At 26.3% G+C, this 17425-nt stretch carries 13 protein-coding genes; all 13 read right to left on the bottom strand.

Annotated features, from left to right (window positions below; genetic code table 4):
• Positions 1–799 precede the first annotated feature (799 nt).
• Entirely contained in the window at positions 800–1810 is a 1011-nt protein-coding gene (locus AAHM97_RS02385) for a lipoprotein (RefSeq protein WP_342269359.1), read from the bottom strand.
• A gap of 602 nt (positions 1811–2412) precedes the next feature.
• Positions 2413–5211, bottom strand: a complete 2799-nt coding sequence (locus tag AAHM97_RS02380; protein WP_342269358.1) for an endo-beta-N-acetylglucosaminidase — start codon at positions 5209–5211, stop codon at positions 2413–2415.
• 11 nt (positions 5212–5222) lie between these two features.
• Positions 5223–6119, bottom strand: coding sequence for a hypothetical protein (locus AAHM97_RS02375; protein ID WP_342269357.1), 897 nt, complete (start codon positions 6117–6119; stop codon positions 5223–5225).
• Positions 6120–7016 (bottom strand): hypothetical protein, encoded by an 897-nt coding sequence (locus AAHM97_RS02370; protein ID WP_342269356.1) that lies wholly within the window; start codon positions 7014–7016, stop codon positions 6120–6122.
• Positions 7006–7821 carry an ABC transporter ATP-binding protein gene (locus AAHM97_RS02365; protein ID WP_342269355.1) on the bottom strand — a complete coding sequence of 272 codons (816 nt, stop codon included), beginning with the start codon at positions 7819–7821 and terminating at the stop codon, positions 7006–7008. The genes AAHM97_RS02370 and AAHM97_RS02365 overlap by 11 nt, the downstream gene beginning before the upstream one ends.
• Positions 7822–7831: 10 nt before the next feature.
• Positions 7832–9178 (bottom strand): hypothetical protein, encoded by a 1347-nt coding sequence (locus tag AAHM97_RS02360; protein WP_342269354.1) that lies wholly within the window; start codon positions 9176–9178, stop codon positions 7832–7834.
• 266 nt (positions 9179–9444) lie between these two features.
• A complete protein-coding gene (gene yihA / locus AAHM97_RS02355) occupies positions 9445–10038 on the bottom strand; it encodes a ribosome biogenesis GTP-binding protein YihA/YsxC (RefSeq protein WP_342269353.1) in 594 nt (197 codons plus the stop codon).
• Entirely contained in the window at positions 10028–10423 is a 396-nt protein-coding gene (locus AAHM97_RS02350) for a hypothetical protein (RefSeq protein WP_342269352.1), read from the bottom strand. The genes yihA and AAHM97_RS02350 overlap by 11 nt, the downstream gene beginning before the upstream one ends.
• A gap of 44 nt (positions 10424–10467) precedes the next feature.
• Positions 10468–10920 (bottom strand): hypothetical protein, encoded by a 453-nt coding sequence (locus tag AAHM97_RS02345; RefSeq protein WP_342269351.1) that lies wholly within the window; start codon positions 10918–10920, stop codon positions 10468–10470.
• A gap of 98 nt (positions 10921–11018) precedes the next feature.
• Positions 11019–12761 carry an aspartate--tRNA ligase gene (aspS, locus tag AAHM97_RS02340; protein ID WP_342269350.1) on the bottom strand — a complete coding sequence of 581 codons (1743 nt, stop codon included), beginning with the start codon at positions 12759–12761 and terminating at the stop codon, positions 11019–11021.
• A gap of 2 nt (positions 12762–12763) precedes the next feature.
• Complete coding sequence (hisS, locus tag AAHM97_RS02335; RefSeq protein ID WP_342269349.1) at positions 12764–14023, bottom strand: histidine--tRNA ligase; 1260 nt, start codon at positions 14021–14023, stop codon at positions 12764–12766.
• Positions 14024–14044: 21 nt separating this feature from the next.
• Positions 14045–15235, bottom strand: a complete 1191-nt coding sequence (locus AAHM97_RS02330) for a hypothetical protein (protein WP_342269348.1) — start codon at positions 15233–15235, stop codon at positions 14045–14047.
• Between the two features lie 199 nt (positions 15236–15434).
• Positions 15435–17309 (bottom strand): ABC transporter ATP-binding protein, encoded by a 1875-nt coding sequence (locus tag AAHM97_RS02325; RefSeq protein ID WP_342269347.1) that lies wholly within the window; start codon positions 17307–17309, stop codon positions 15435–15437.
• Positions 17310–17425 lie beyond the last annotated feature (116 nt).

The following is a 17425-nucleotide window of genomic DNA, read 5'->3' as shown; positions in this document are numbered from 1 at the left end:
ACTTAATTCTTGTTAATAAGATGTTTAGAATGAAGTTTGATTGGGACATTTTTTCAAGAAGTTTAGTGAGGTTATAAGAAGTTACTCAAACTATGTCTAATTAGATAATACCTCTTTAAATCAAAAAAAGATTAAATTTTGGAAATTTAACAAAAAAAAAAAAAAAATCTTACTAAAAAATTTCTAGATAGTGGTTAATATGTTTTTTAGAAAAATTTAGACTTTTTTTATTATTGTATCAGCAACAGCAATTAACGACATCTATTGTGCATTGATATAAAGTTTTGTAATTATTATTATTGATTGTGTTTTTTTTAATATTGAATGAAAAATTGCAATTACAACATTATTTTACAACTAATATAGCAACTTTGTGATGGATTAAATGTATTTATTACACAAATTTTGATATTTTTGTGGAATATATTACGCGATGATCAGAGTGTGTGACAATTTTGCTTTGATCATTTTTTATTTATTTAGTCTTTTTACCATAAGTTTCAATTTTGAAAATTACCAATTGCTTGTATTTTTTTTACTAATTCTAAAATTAATAATTTCGTTTGTTCCAGCATCAATAACAGTTGACATATACAGTTTTTCTACTCAAAACTAAATATGTTGCATCGGTATATAATATTATTAGTGGCTATTTAATTATAGAATATTTGTAATTAACTAGAATTACTATATCTTTTATTAATAATAAAAAACCATTCAAAATATGAATGGTTTTTAAAAATTTGAGTTATTCTTTTAAAAAAAGAAAACTTAATTAATAATAAATATTGTTAAATACTTAACCTACTTTTACTGTATATGTAACAGCAACTGTTCCAGTGAAATTATTACCTTTTGCAGTAATAGTAGCACCTGTTGCAGATTGTGCAGGAGTTTTAGCTATATCAAAGTCATCTTTTGTTATTCCAAGACCAGAATTTTTTGCATTAAGAGCTGTTGCTAAATGTTCAGCAGATGGTAATGTAGTTGCTGATTCTTCTGTAATTTCACCAAGTGCTTTTGTTGCAACCACTTTAGATAAATCTTTTTTAGCTGATGGTGTACTACCAGCTTTTACTGTATAAGTAACAGCAACTGTTCCAGTGAAATTATTACCTTTTGCAGTAATAGTAGCAGTTGTGGTAGATTGTGCAGGATCTGTCGCTATATCAAAGTCATCTTTTGTTATTCCAAGACCAGAATTTTTTTCATTAAGAGCTGTTGCTAAATGTTCAGCAGATGGTAATGTAGTTGCTGATTCTTCTGTAATTTCACCAAGTGCTTTTGTTGCAACCACTTTAGATAAATCTTTTTTAGCTGATGGTGTACCAGCTTTTGCAACTGTTAAAGTTACAGTGCTTTCTTTAAATCCGTCAACTGTAAATGCGATAACAACAACATTTTTTTCTGCTATCCCTGAAACTTCAGCTGTGATTACTGGTCCTTTATTAGTATCTACTGGAGATGCAACATTTGCAGTAAGTTTAGAAGCATCAACTTTTGTATCTGAAGCTGTTGATTGGTGCACGATTGTTTTATCAGCATCAACTGTTACATTTTTATCTTTATTATCTGTCATTCCAGAAAAATCAAGAGTAATTTTTGTTGCATCTGCTGTGATTGATCCAGTAAAATTTGAATCGTTATCTGCATCTTTTGCAAGTGTAGCACCTGTTGTATCTTTATCTGTTGTTAGTTTAACAGCAGAAAGATCAATTGCTTTATCATCTGATTTTCCACAAGAAACAACAACTGAGCTACTTGAAGCCACTAACCCTAGGGCTCCTAATAATCCTAATAGTTTTCTCATATATTTTCTCCTTTTTGTAGGATATACTTGAGCATATCCCTATAAATATTATACATAATAATCTATAAAAATACATGTTTTTTTTACATATTTTTACATATTTTTAATAAATAAAATGCTTTTTTTAATGAAAATATTAAAAAAGGTCAATATGATACTTTTTTTAGGTCTCCTAAATTTTTTTCAGTAATTATAAGAATTTTTAGCTCTTAATAAGAAATGAAAGCATTAGTTTGAATAAATATAAATTAAAACTATTATTGCTTTTATTTAGTATAGATATAATCTTTATAGGAAATCACTTTTTTAAATAACATTATAATGATATTTGCCACTAACTAAAAAGTATTGATAAAGGCCTCCTTATACCCAATATTTAAGGTATTATTTTATAATATTTGTTAAATGTAAGAAAATTAGTTTTATTTTTGTTGATATAAATATCTAAGAAAAACTGTAGGTATTTTTTTATTGATAATAAATAAATTAAAAGACTAGGTTGATTTTACACAATATTGACTAGTAGCTATTTTTTTTCTATAATCTGCTTGAAAAGTATTCATATCCCTATATTTATTGGGTTATTTATATTAATATTAAAACTATGAATATTTTGTATTAAAATTAAATGTATTTATCTTGCTTTCCGTTCCATTTTTATACTTAATCTTAATTCCCATACGAAGATTATTTGGACTATTCTCTTTTAGTTCGTGAACATAATAAAGTTTTTGACTAGTTTCACCAATACGGTATCATTTATTATCATAGTATGTATATATTGTATAATAATCAATATTAATATCATTGACAACATCTCATCCCAAACGTATATTTAAATTATAATCCCCTTTTCTTCTCTTAACTATATATTTATTTTGAACACTAGTTATTGTTGATTGAGGTTGGAAAATAAGGGGTTGAGCTTTGTTTATTGCAAATTTTCCAACATTAAAGATAAAATTATCTTGATTTTGAGGATCAATTTTAAGCCCTAATTTAGCAATTCGATTGCTATTATTTGCATTGGTTGATTTTAGGTTATATGTTAACCTATATCATCCATCTTCTAATTGTACTGCACTTTTAATTGGAATATTATTTGGAATATTAGAATTTGACATTGTTACTGATAAATTAGTTGCATTAACAATTTTGTTCATTTTTGTTTCATCTTTAGTTGATTCTTTTGGTTGGTCTTCTTTTGTTGCTTTAACAACAAAAGAAACATCATAATTACTATTTTGGAGATTAGTTCCCATAAGATTAAAATAATATGGTCCTTTACCTCATTTACCAGGTGTTAATTTTCCTTGATTATCAAAATCATAACTATTTGCAATTGCAATTGAATTTCCTTTTTCGTAAGGGTCATAATAATCAAAATAACCAGATAATTGACCATCTGATGTGATTTTACTACGATATTTATCTAGATTACCTTCTGATTTTAAAATATTACCTTCTTCTTTTTGACTGTCTCAAAAATCTCATTGATATGTTGGCATTACATCCTCAAGACGAATATTTGTTCACGGATAGTAGTCTTCTTCTTCAATTTTGCTTTTGTTTATATCGCGATTTATATACATTATCCCACTACCAGTTGAAAAACATGTAGACATTGTTGGGTCATTTTTTATTTCTTTTTCCTTACTACTTGACAAAGGGGTATCATTAGGAATTGTTGAATCTGTTATTGTTGTTTGTGGTAAAAAAATATCTCCAATACCAAAACTAGAAGGATAGTAACCATTACTATTATAAGTATAACGGGGTAAGAAATTTGGTTTTTCGTCTTTAAATTTATTAAGTAATTTAGATTTTATTCTTGGATTGTTAGCAACCAATTGTTGAATTGATGCACCTAGGTCTACTTCTGATGTAATCCCTTTGTCATCCGAACTTATATAACCATTAAGACCAGAGTATTGGTAGGCACTATATAAATTTGTTGTCTCTTGGGCTTGTAATCATGAAATTGCTTTATCTTTTTCAGATGGGTTTTTACCCAACAAGTTTTTCTCAATTCCAGAACCAAATTTAGAACTTCCATCATTTTCAAAAAATGATAAGCCATTCATTATATTACTTGGGTTATAACTGTCTAAATCAAGGCTAGATCTAGAGTTATTATTTTTATAAATATAACTACGAAAATCTTGATTACCAATAGAATTAATTTTTTGACCAAACTCATAGAAATTAAATAAATTTTGCTTTCATTTATCACCATATCTTTTTATAAATGTAGCTTGAGAATTAGCATTTTCAGATAAACCAAAATTTAACTGAATTTCCCCAGCTTTTTTTGACATTTCTATTGTTTCGGGAGAATACCAAGAACCATTTGCATTACAAACAACATTTGCTCCATTACGATATCATATGATTTTATAGTTCTTATGATGAGAAGCCACAATATCTTTAAATTGTTGCATAAGTTCTCCGATATCTTTATAATCTACAATTGCACCATTTGGTCTAGACCCATTTCCTTCGTTATTAATAAAAAAACCATCAAAACCACATTTTTCACACATATCATATAGAATTTTTGAGACCATAAAATTTCCACTAGCATCTTTTTCTAAAAATTTATCCATCATTTTTTTAGTTAAATTTTGTCAACCATCTAAAAAAATCATTCCATATGCTGGAATTCCATTCTTATGATTTGCATCAACAAAATCCATTGATGGAAGCTCAAGAATTCCTTCATTAGTCATACCTTGTCAATCTATATATTCATTAACATAAGAGAAACTAGAGATATTGTTTGAAAAAGGATTTTTAAGTCCCACACAATTATTATTGTATGTTCCTTGGTGAACACCATGTTCTCGATATTGATTAAAAAATGATTCTCCCTCTTGGAAATTTGTTGATGGAATTTGAGCAACAAAATTTCTTTTTGCTAGCTTTTGAGATGAAGTGTTGTAAGCTATATCTTCGTCTCCAATTTTATCTCAATCATTAACAAGATTTTTTCTCGTAAATGTTTGAGCGAGAGATTTGACCCCAAAGTCACTAGCAGAATTTCCATCCGGACTATATGCTTTTGATGTTGGAACACCTGTTGTTCCTTGTTTATTTAAGTAGTCACGCATTTGAAAACCAGTATTATAATTATCATAGTCTCAAATATCATCTACATGACCATTTAAAACTTTATTACTAATATCAGTTTCATCGGTGTTACCTTCTGATAATGGTGTACTATCTTTTTCATCATATTTTCAATTAAACATATCTCCATATTTTTCATCAGCTCAATTGAAATTATTCATACTTTCAAAATATGGTCGACACGTTATGTTACCGATTGAACATGAAAAAACTGGCATTGTTAAAATTGATGCCATGAAAACTAATAATGATGTTTGTATAACTTTTTTCATATTTTACCCCTCTATAATTTTTTTATGTCTAGTTTCACAGAAATAACTGCAAAGATAGATATCCATAACCCCGAAATTGTTAAACATAATGGAATCTCATATGTAAGATCTTGATACTTATCTTGAATTGAATATGGTATAGTTGAAAATAGACTGTCTGATATGTATACAATATTTGAAGAATCGTTTATAATTCTTCCACAAGAAAATAAATATAATCATTGTGATGAATCGATTGGGTTAATATAAAATATTGCTTGTGAAATAATTGAATTATTAAATGAATCTGTAAAATTTGTACGATTAATTAATACGCCTCCAAAAAATAACATGTACAAGCAAAATATAAGATTTAAAACTTGAATTCTAAATGGTGAATTAATAAAAAATGAAAAAATATATGTTATTGAAAAAATAATAATTTGCATTATTGATATTGTAAAAAATATTCCCACATATTGGTCAAAATATATTAATTGTTGAATTCCAAATGTAAAATTTTTATTAACAAGAAACAAATCAATTATCAAACCGCAAATTATATTTACTACTGTTGATATATAAGTTATTACTAATGATAAAATTAAAAATGATATAAATAGATGAATTTTTTTAATTCTTAATATTTTAATCTTGGAAATAAAATTAGATTCACGCCAGTTAATAATAATATTTGATATTGTAAATAAACTACAAATGCAAGATATTGGTAAAAGAGATCAAGCTTGGCTATAGAGTGTTTCTCAATTTTCATTTCCAAAGGAAGACTTTAATAAATAAAAAAGACAAAAGAAAAGAATTGGTAAAAAAATTGAATATAAATATGTTTTTGGTGTTTTAAAATATGTCTTAAAAGCATAAGTGAGTATTTGTTTTTCAATAAATTTGATATTTGTAATTTTGTTCATCTATTCATTCCCCTTTCACTTAAACATTTTAATTGATAGAAAATTAAGAGCTGCTATTGAAATAATTGAAACTCCAATACATAAGTATATACTATAGGTAAAAATATAAGTTCTAGTGTAAGTATTGTCTAAGATGATTTGCTGAATTCCGTTTTTATCCATAAATGTATATGAACTTGTTAATAAAATCAAATAAACGCAATACTTTGTTAATATCAAATAACCAGCATATGTTAAAAATTTACTTCTCGATGAGCTAAAAGATCATATTAAAATATCAGAAAACAACACTAAGACAATAAATAGTACAATAATTATTATTATATTAATTGCTTGCGAATAAGAAAAGCTACTTAATACAATTTCTAATAAAAAGACTAAGGTAATTATTAGCAAGTTTGCAAAAATATATCAAAATCATATATAATATTTTATATTTACCAAATTAGTAAATACATTATAAATTTTGCTAAAAGATAGTGCCTCTATTCATATAAAAAAATATTGGATCGCTATTGAAATAAAGGAGAAAAAAAATGAAACAAAGATAAAACTAATAATAATATCATTTTTTTTCACATCAACAAATTTCATTCTTTTTAAAAGATGGGAATTTCTTCACTCTAAAAGTGATATTGAAAAAAATGTTGGAACAAAAAAAGACGTAAATGATACAAAGGCTAATATTTGAGGAGGGAGAACTGAAAATATTTGAGAATAGTTTACATAAGCATAAATTGAAAGTAATGAAAATGAAAGTGGAATAAGGATATTAAATACTCAAGCTTTATCAAATTTAAGAAAATAATAAAAAACAAAATCTAATGTTCTTTTAAATGTGCTGCTTCTTGATCTTAAATAGAACTTCCATTTTTGATTTAAAATACTATTTCTCATAGTTTTCACTCTCACTAGCATAAAATTGTGTTAATAATTCACGGACACTTTTGTATTTACTCTTAATATTATCAACAGAATCATCTAAATATATTCTTCCTTCTCTAAGCAAAATTATTCGTTCAGATAATGCTTCAACTTCTTCTGGCACATGAGAAACTATTATTAATGTTATATTTTCAGATTTCTTTAATTCTTTAAAAAAATTAATAAGTTTTATTTGCATCTTCAAATCCAAGCCAGTGATCAATTCATCTAAAATAAGAATTTTAGGTTTGTTTATTATTGACAATAGACAATTAAATCTCTGTTGTTCCCCACCAGAACACTTATTTAATCGTTTTTTAATAATTTCATTTACCTCAAATACATCAATTAACATATTAATATATTCATTACTTTTTCAATTTTTTGTTCCAAAAAAATTTAATAGGTCAATACCTCTTGTATTAAATGGCCATTTACCATTTTGAAATTGAAAACCAACATTTTTTTCCAAATCCTCTTTTAGTAACCACTCTTTGTTTTTAAGCTTTTTATTACTTTGTTTGTTCTTTATGTTGACTTCTTCTAATTCACTTAAATTTTTATTTATTTTACTATCGTTCTCACTATCAACAAAATATACTCTGCCATCCTCAGGGGTCAAAACCCCAGCAATTATTTCTAATAATGTTGTCTTCCCAGCACCGTTCCCCCCAAGGATAGCAACAGATTCTCCATCATTTATTTGGAAAGAAATATTATCTAGAACTATTTTCTTACCCCGATTAAATGTTTTTTTAACTTGATCTATTTTAATCATAATCTATCCTCTACTTACCATCAGGCTTTGACCAATCTGTATTTATTTTGTCTTCATATTTTACAAGTGTATTCCATACATCTTTTGTAAAATCTAATAATTGATTATTTAATGATATATATGGACTATAATCCAATTCACAAATATTAAATTTATTATACTTAGTATTTACAAGATTATCATTAACTGATAATTGATTTTTAATTGGCATATTTTGATTAGCATCCATACTAATATCTCCAGCATAATGCGTATTTTCTGTCCACAAATTTTGAAAAACACCATATTTATACAAAAAATATAACTCCGCCGCTTCATAACCGTTATCACCCGATAAGTTACCATTAACAACATCCTGCAAACCATTAATAAGATATATTGGATAATTAGAAGGCTTATCTTTCTGATAACTATTAGAACTAAGATAATCAATATAGCCAATACCTATACTTAGATAAAAATTTATAAGTTGTGTGCCAATATAACAATATAAATTGTTTGAATCTGAATATTCATATTTTAATCAATCATTTAAACGATATTGGACAAAATCAAAATTTGCAAGATATGAATTATTATATTCATAATAATCCAAACTAGTTGAAACATTGATCGGGATTCCACCATCCCAATCCCCAGTTAAATAATGATCACCATTATTTTTATCAACTGCTATAAGGTCAATTGTTTGCCCCTTAGCAGAAGATATATTATCCTTTGTAATAAGGTCTGAACTCTTAAAATATATACACCCTGTATCATATGCATCTGTTAAAGCAAAATAAACCTTGTTTTCTTTGTTTTTATTAATATATTCTTTGCTCTTATCTAAATTTGTTATAACAATTTCACTTTTTGATGTATCTTCATTATTTCAGTCACTAATATTTGCATAAATTGTATAACCTATTGATTTAAGATGTTCAAAATTTGCAATTTCAATTCTATTTAACTCATGCAGTTGACTACACCTTGGATAACCATAACCAAAATCTTCTTGACCCTCACAAATTTTATTTTCAATATTTGATTTTAAGATATTTGGGGTTTTTTGTTTAACATCAACATCAAGCTGATTCAAAATTTTTTTATCTCCAGAGTATGCAGTAGGAAGATTTTTATAATATCAACCGTATTCTTCTGAAATATCATCGTTCATTCGGTTTTGGAACTTTGAAATACTATCACTATTTTGCTTTTGAAGTCTTTTTAAATATGGTAGATTTTTCTTATTAAAATCAACTTCTCTAATTTTAATAACGCTATCAAGATCATTTAAGCCCGAACAAGATATAACAGAACCTAAAGAAGAGGAAATTATTGATATTACAGAAGATATAGATAATAACTTTTTCATAAAAATCCCCTTTCTTTAAAAACATAAGTTTAATTGAGTACACCAATCTCCAATATTTATATAAAATATTAAAAACTGATAAACATATCATAAATTTTCATATAGGCAATACTATTATTTTATCAAATAAAATAATAATTTAAAGAAAATAGCGAGTTTTTTTGTACTATAGTAAATAACATATTAATATTATCTTATATAATTGTCAAGATTTAATTCTATAATTAAATACTAAAAATTATCAATAAAAAAAATATATATAATTTTTAGCAAGTGGCTAAAAAATTTAATATATACTCTTGAACCTTGATTATATTTAACTTATTTAACGATGAAGTGATGATGAATTTATCATCTTCATTAAAACCAATTGCTGATTTAATAATTTTTGTTTGTTTTATAATATCATTTCTTTTTAACTTATCTTCTTTTGTGCCAATAATTAAAACTGATTTTTTATAATATTTTAAAAAGTTATATAAATCAATATCTCCTTGATTTGGTGTTCGGCGCATATCTAATAATAAACAGCAAAGTTTTAGATTAGAACTTTCTTTAAGATAATCATCCATAAGCTTTAAAAAGCTATCTTTCAAACTAACTGCTATCTTTGCATAACCATAACCAGGACTATCAACTAGTCTAAATAAATTATTGTTAATTGAGAATAAATTTAATAATCTTGTTTTACCGGGGGTTTGAGATATTTTTGCTAATTTGTTTTGGTTACAAAAACTATTAATAAAAGATGATTTTCCAACATTACTTCTTCCTAAAAAAATAACCTCTTTAACATCATCTTTTGGTAAATCATCAAAAGAAGCACACGATTTAATAAAGACTGAATTTTTAATAAACATAAACTAAGTCGATTTTATTCTTTTTAAATATTTCATGAATCTTACTATGTCTTTTATATCACTTGATAGCTCTTAAAATATTTTGGTGTATTTTCTTATCAACATATAAATCAGTTTTTTCATTATTTTCAAAGATTAATTTATCCTTTGAATCAACATTATAAATTGCTTTTAGTTTTTCAACTAAAGCATCATTAATAAGCAATTCTTTTTCAATTGCTGTTTGTTGGATTTTTGCATTATTGGCAAATTGTCTTAAACTATCACCATAAATAATTTGCATAGAAACATAAAGGGGCAAATTGTCTTTTTTAAATTTCTTATTTGCAAATACTTTTTTATGGTTTTTATATTCATATTTGGTTAAAAAAGTTTTAATATACATAACAAGGTCTCCTTTTTATTAATAGGCTTTTTTATTTGTAAAAATTAATCTTCAAAGCCTTCAATTTTTTTAATCAAGTGTCTGTTTTCATCAATTACCTGTTTTAATATTTTTTCGTTAAATTGGTCATTTTTAAAGGTGAAATACTTGTTAATAATGATATTGAATTTATAATCATTATTAAAAACACCTACCTTTTTGATGTTAATCCCTTCAAATGTATTTGGTAATCTAAATTCATTACCACAAATAATAAGATTATTTTCTGTTAGACCATCTAAATTAGCACCACGAACAGCAAAACCTTTATTAATAAGTTGTCTTTCTAAAACTTCTAATCTTGCTTTATTTTGATCATCAAAGATTAATTCAATAATTTCTAACATTACATGCATTCGTTTATTTTTCTCAATTACTAACGCCTTTTTATAAGAAATACCATTTTCCAAATCATAGTTTTGAAAAATAACAAGATCTTTTGTCTCAAATAATTTCATTTTTGGTTATCACACGCCTTTTACTAAATATATTTATTTATTTTTAAAATATAGTAATATTATATCAAAAATATTGATTTTTGAACCAAATTATTATCTTATTTGAAGATAATATTATTATTTTTTGGCAATGAAGGAAATGTATCTTTAAATTCTTGGTCATCAATTTCACTTGGAGCGTTTGTCATTGCGCATATTCCTTTTGAATTTTTAGGAAAAGAGATAATTTCTCTAATTGAATCTGATTTTGTCATTACCATAATTAATCGGTCAATTCCAATTCCCATTCCAGCATGATATGGAGCCCCATATTTATAAGCATTAATAAACCATCCAAAATTGTTTTCGATTTCTTCATTATCCATATCTATTGCTTTAAACATTCTTTTTTGAATTTCTTGGTCTGTAATTCTTTCAGCCCCTGACCCCATTTCATAGCCATTGATAACCAAGTCATAACTAGCAGCCATCGCTTCTGGTTTATTATTTTCAAAATTGTCAATATATTTTTGAGAAGGCATTGTAAAGGGGTTATGAGCAGAAACATATCTGTTTTCTTCTTCTGAAAATTCAAATAAAGGAAAATCTACAATAAAACAAGGCTTGAATGAATTTTCATCATATAATTTATAATCTTTAGCTAGTTTTGTTCTTATTCCAGACAAAGCTGCACTTACTTTTAAGTATTCATCGTGAGCAATGATAATAGTCCCATTATCCTTAACTTTAAATTTATTTATTAAAGATGCTTTTTCTTTATCACTCAATTTAGATGCAAGTGGACCACTTCATTCTTTATTTGTAATTTTTACAAATGAAAAGAATTGACAATGATTTTGCTTTGAAATTTCTTCACAGGCTTCAATTTCTTTTTTTGATAAAAGATATTTCACAGCGATTGATCTAATTGATTTATTAGTATCTTTAAAAATTGGAAATTGAGAATCTTTGAAAATATCATTTAGTGTATGTAAATATAAATCATAACGAATATCTGGTTTATCACAACCATATTTTTCAATACTATCTGAAAAACTAATATGAGGAATATTTTCAATTTTATAATTAAGAGCTTTTAGAAAAAGTTCTTTTATATATGTGTCAATAATAAAAATAACATCTTCTTGCTTTGCAAAAGACATTTCTAAATCTAATTGGTCAAATTCTAATTGTCTATCATTTCTTAGATCTTCATCTCTAAATGTTCTAGCAATTTGAAAATAACGATCAAACCCAGAAACCATAAATAATTGTTTGTACAACTGAGGGGATTGAGGTAAAGCATATCATTTACCTTTATTTAATCGACTAGGGACAACAAAGTCTCTAGCCCCTTCAGGTGTTGCTTTTCCTAAAATCGGTGTTGGTATTTCTATAAATTCATTCTCATAAAAAAAATTTCTTGTTATTTTATAGATTTGTGATTTAAAAATAAAGTTTTTTTGAATTAAAGGTCTTCTTAAATCTAAATATCGATATTTCATTCTGGTTTCTTCACTAGCATCAAGATCATCTTTTATTTCAAAAGGTGTTAAGATTGATTTACTAATTATTTGCAACTTTTTGCATTTTACTTCAACTTCCCCAGTAACTAAACCAGGATTTGCACTAAGTCTTTTTAAAACTACACCATCAACTTGAACAACATATTCATTTTTTAACAACATTGCCTCGTCAACTAAATCATCCTCAAAAAGTATTTGTGTAATTCCATACATATCACGAAGATCAACAAATATTTTTTTACCTAGTTTTCTAATTTTATCAATATATCCTTGTAAAATTACTTTTTTATTAAGGTCTTTTAATGTTAATTGGTTATTATTATGTGTTCTGATCATGGTTAATTCCCTTTCTTATTATCAATAAAATATTTTACAAGTTCCTCAAAACCAACAATTGTTTTTTCTTTTTTAGTTTTTTGATTTTTTACTTTAAAAGTGTTTGATTTTACCTCATCATCACCAATGACAACAATATTTTTTGCATCTATTTGTTCACAATATTTGAAACTTGACTTTAAAGAACGTTCGTCGTGGTTAATTTCGCAACTAACTCCCCCCATTCTTAAAGCGTTTGCTATAAGACTTGTAAAAATTCTTGATTGGTCTGTTAATCCCACAAAATAAACCTCAACTGGGTTTTCATGGAGTAGTTCAATATTTCTATCTTCAATATATAAAAATAGTCTTTCTAATCCGAGTCCAAAACCAACAGATTCTAATGCTGGTCCAGATAATTTTTCAATTAAACCATCATATCTTCCACCACCAGCAATTGTTAAATATGTGCCATCTTTGAATTTTAAATCAACTTCAAATATTAAACCCGTATAATAATCCAATCCTCTAACCAAATTATCATCTTTAGTGGTTTGGATATTTGATATTTTTAGCACTTTTATAATTTTATCAAAATTTTCTTTATCTTTTATTGATGAATAATCAACCATTTTAGGTGCTTTTTTAAGAATATCAACATCAATTTTGCAATCCAATACTCTTAGTGGGTTTTTTTCAATTCTTGTTGTACAATCTTCACATAATTTTGTGTTTTTTAAGTATTTTTTAAGTTCAGTGATGTATTTTTCACGTTCACTACCAGTTAAAAGATAGTTTACTCTTATTTTATACTCTTCAATCGTTAAAATTGTTAAAAAATTAACTATAATTTGAATTGCTTCAACCTCTGCTAGTTGTGATTTTACACCAATAATTTCAACACCAAACTGTCAAAATTCACGTTGGCGACCTTTTTGTGGACGTTCATAACGAAAACATTTATCAAAGTAAAACAATTTTAATGGCAATGGGTTAGTATATAATTTATTTTCAATTACACTACGTACAACCGGGGCTGTAAACTCTGGTCTTAAGACCATCGAGCGAGATTTTCGATCAAGAAAACTAAACATTTCCTTACCAACTATATCTGTTTCTTGCCCAATTCCATTTGTAAATAATTGTTCATTTTCAAAAACTGGGGTAATGATCTCTTCAAAATGGTAATTATTCATCAAAAGACATACCAATTCCTTCATTGTGGTATACATTCTAGCTTTTTTGCCATATAAATCGACTGTTCCTCTTGGTTTTGTAATCATTTTTTTCTCTAATTCCTTCTATTAATGTTTAAGATCTGAAGGTGGTGGGTCACCACCAAAATCTTCGTGCTTATTATCTTTTTTTGATTTTTTAATTTTTTTCTTATGACTTTTTGAAGCTTTTTTTAAAATTTTTTCAATATCAATATCTGCTTGTGATTTTTCTTTTTTCTTATTCTTTTCAGCAGTTTTTGCTTGTTTTTTAGCTAATTTTTCATTTCTTCTTTGAATATTTTCTAAATCCTTTTTAGCTTTACGTTTTGCTTTTTCTTCTTCTTTGTTAATGTATGGTTCTTGTGTTTGATAACCACCCATACCATTTCGCACCATGTATGCTCTTTGAATTCTTGCCAATAAAATTGGAATTAATATAAATAGAGCAGTTACTAACGCAATTGCCCCAAAAACATCAGATGCATAAGCTTCACAATAATAAACAACCTCAAAAGAAACTAAAATCATTAGAAGATAGACGGCTAAAATATATAAATATCGATAAATATCATATTTTTTGGTAAATAAGAATGATGGAAAGAGCAAAAGACCAACATATTCGACAATATTGCACACAAATGAAGAAGATTGACGTGCAGTAATTCCCGAATAAGATCTTGTATTAATTAAAAATGGGTATGAAAAATTGTTTAAATTTTGAGCATCACGACCAAAAATACACCTTGACAGTCAGCCAAATAAAAGTACTGCCATATAGAAAAATGTTGCTGCATTCATTTGTGGGGATAGTGATTGAATGAAATATGGATTTGCATAACGTCTGTGAAAGGCCAAAATAAATGAATATACAAATAGTGTTACAACGATCAATGTTGTGATAATTCAAAGTAATAATTTAAAAACTAAAGAACCTTCTACAAAAACATAATAAGTGTCAATATAACGTCAAACAGCGAGTATAGTTACCCCAACTGCGATTATCATTCCAACAATCATAACATTTTGTCGGTATTTATAAAAATAAATTGTAACATAAAAGTTTATTAATAGTGAATATATTAAATAAGCATCAATATAAAGGACTAATTTTGCAAGATATATACTAAAAAAATAACCCTCAGATTCTAATGATTGTTTATCTGCAAAATAAGTGTAAATTGTTTTATCATAAATACCCAAAACAATAAAAATTGCAATTGTAGAAAGCAACATTACATACTTTAAGCTTAAAATTTTTTTTGCAGAACTTAATTTCATTCATTAACCAACCTATTATTTTAAAAATTTAATTTATTTTTTTCTTTATTAAATGTTATTTAATCTGATATATTATACAAAATAATAAAATATCTTTATTTAATTTATAAATATATTATCTTTATAATTATACCAAGATAAATACCCTTAATCACAAATATAGGTAAATTATAGGCGTTATAAGTAACTAGCTTCGTTTTTAAGAGATTCCAGCTTCATAAAGATTTTTAAAATGCCCTGGTTGTTTTTTTAGTTCATTAAATTTACCAACTTGTACAATACCAATTCCAGGAGCTAAAACGATAATTTTATCACAATTTTTAATTGTTGATAAACGGTGCGCTATTGATATTGTTGTTCTCCCTTTCATCAAATCTTCTAATTTTGCTTGAATCTCTTTTTCAACAACATTATCTAAAGCACTAGTTGCTTCATCTAAAATTAATAATTTTGGGTCTTTTAGGAACATTCTAGCAATTACAAGTCGCTGTTTTTGTCCACCAGACAATAACATCCCTCTTTCTCCTAAAATTGTATTATAACCGTCTTTTCAGGTTTTAATAAGTTCATGAAGTTCTGCTTTTTTACAAGCTTCTTCAACTTCATCATTAGATGCGTCAAATCTTCCATAACGAACATTATCATAAACATTTCCAAACATAATTTGGGGGTCTTGTTCTACATATCCTACACTATTTAAATATGAAGATAATTGAACATCTTTTAAATTTACGTTACCATTTTGAATTAAGACATCTCCAGAATAGGGATCATAGAATCTTAATAGTATTTTTGCAATTGTTGATTTTCCACTACCAGTTTCACCAACAAAAGCATAACTTTTTCCCTCTTCAAAGGTAAAATTAAACTTAGGTAAAATTAATTGGTCTGGTTTTTCTGGATATCTAAACTCAACATCTTTTAAGATAATATCTCCAAAAATTTCATCAATTATAACACCATCATTATAGTGGAAGTTAAAAATTGGTTTTGAGGAAATAACCTCACTTACTCTTCTTCCAGCAACAGTTGCGGTTGTAATCCCAACAGTTGCCATAATCACTTGGAATAGTGGTGATGTCATCACCCCTTGAGCTAATGTATATGCTGCAAAAGTTGTTTGAAAAAACATTGCAGAATCTGAGGAGTTTCCATGGATTACCATTGCAGCTCCAATTGTAATGAATTGTAAAATTGTTAGTCCTCCGAAAATAATAACAATCATAAATGCTTGAATTTTTGCTAGTTTTTTATTAACTCGATAATAATTTTCATGTTCTTCTTTAATTTTTTGTGTCTCATAAATTTCAGTTCCACTAGATTTTATCAATCTCACAGTATTTATTTTATCAGTAACAACCCCATTTGCCTCTGTAATTACAGTTCTTACCTTTACAATTCTTCTTCGAACAGCTTTCATAGATGAAAATAAAACAACCAACATTATAACAAAGAAACTCAATGCTATCGCTGTCATTTTAACATCAAAAATAAACATCATTGTCACACCAGCAGAAACCTGTAAAAGTGCTGTTATTAGTTGAACTGGGACTTGTGATGATTGTTCACCAATAATTTGTGTATCTGATATTATTTTTGTAATAATTTCTCCAATTTTTTTATCAGAATAGTAAGAAATATCTTGTTTTATCAATGATTCTAAGGCTATATTTCTCAAATGAATCTCGATTTTTTTTCCTAACTTAATTTGTAAAAATTGACTCATATACAAAGCAATCATATCAAAACAAACAATCCCCAAACCAATGTATAAAAGTGTTTGTCAATGAATTCCTCAATATGGAATTGATAATTTACTTTCAAACACATCAACACTAATAGAAGAATATGGGCTTTTTTTAAGATTTGAAATTGAAATATCAGTAGTCATTTCATACGTCAACAATGGGATAGCAATAGCACAACAAACAATTAAAACAACAAAAATAAGGATGAAGATTGCCATTTGCCAATATTTTTTATAATACACAAAAATTGTATTCATAAAGTTTCCACTTTTACTTACAATTCTTGGTTTTTCAATTTTATTTTCAGATATATTTTCTTTTTCCATTATCTATTAAACCTCAATTTTATTCATAATATTATTATAACATATCTAAAATTAAGTAAGTAATTTAGTGATATTTAAAAGGAAATAAGTATAGATTCTTAAAAAATGTTAAAATA

The sequence above is a fragment of the Spiroplasma endosymbiont of Aspidapion aeneum genome (assembly GCF_964031045.1).
GTDB lineage: Bacteria > Bacillota_I > Bacilli_A > Mycoplasmatales > Mycoplasmataceae.
The sequence above is the reverse complement of the archived record's forward strand: the minus strand, read 5'-3'. Positions and strand labels throughout refer to the sequence as shown.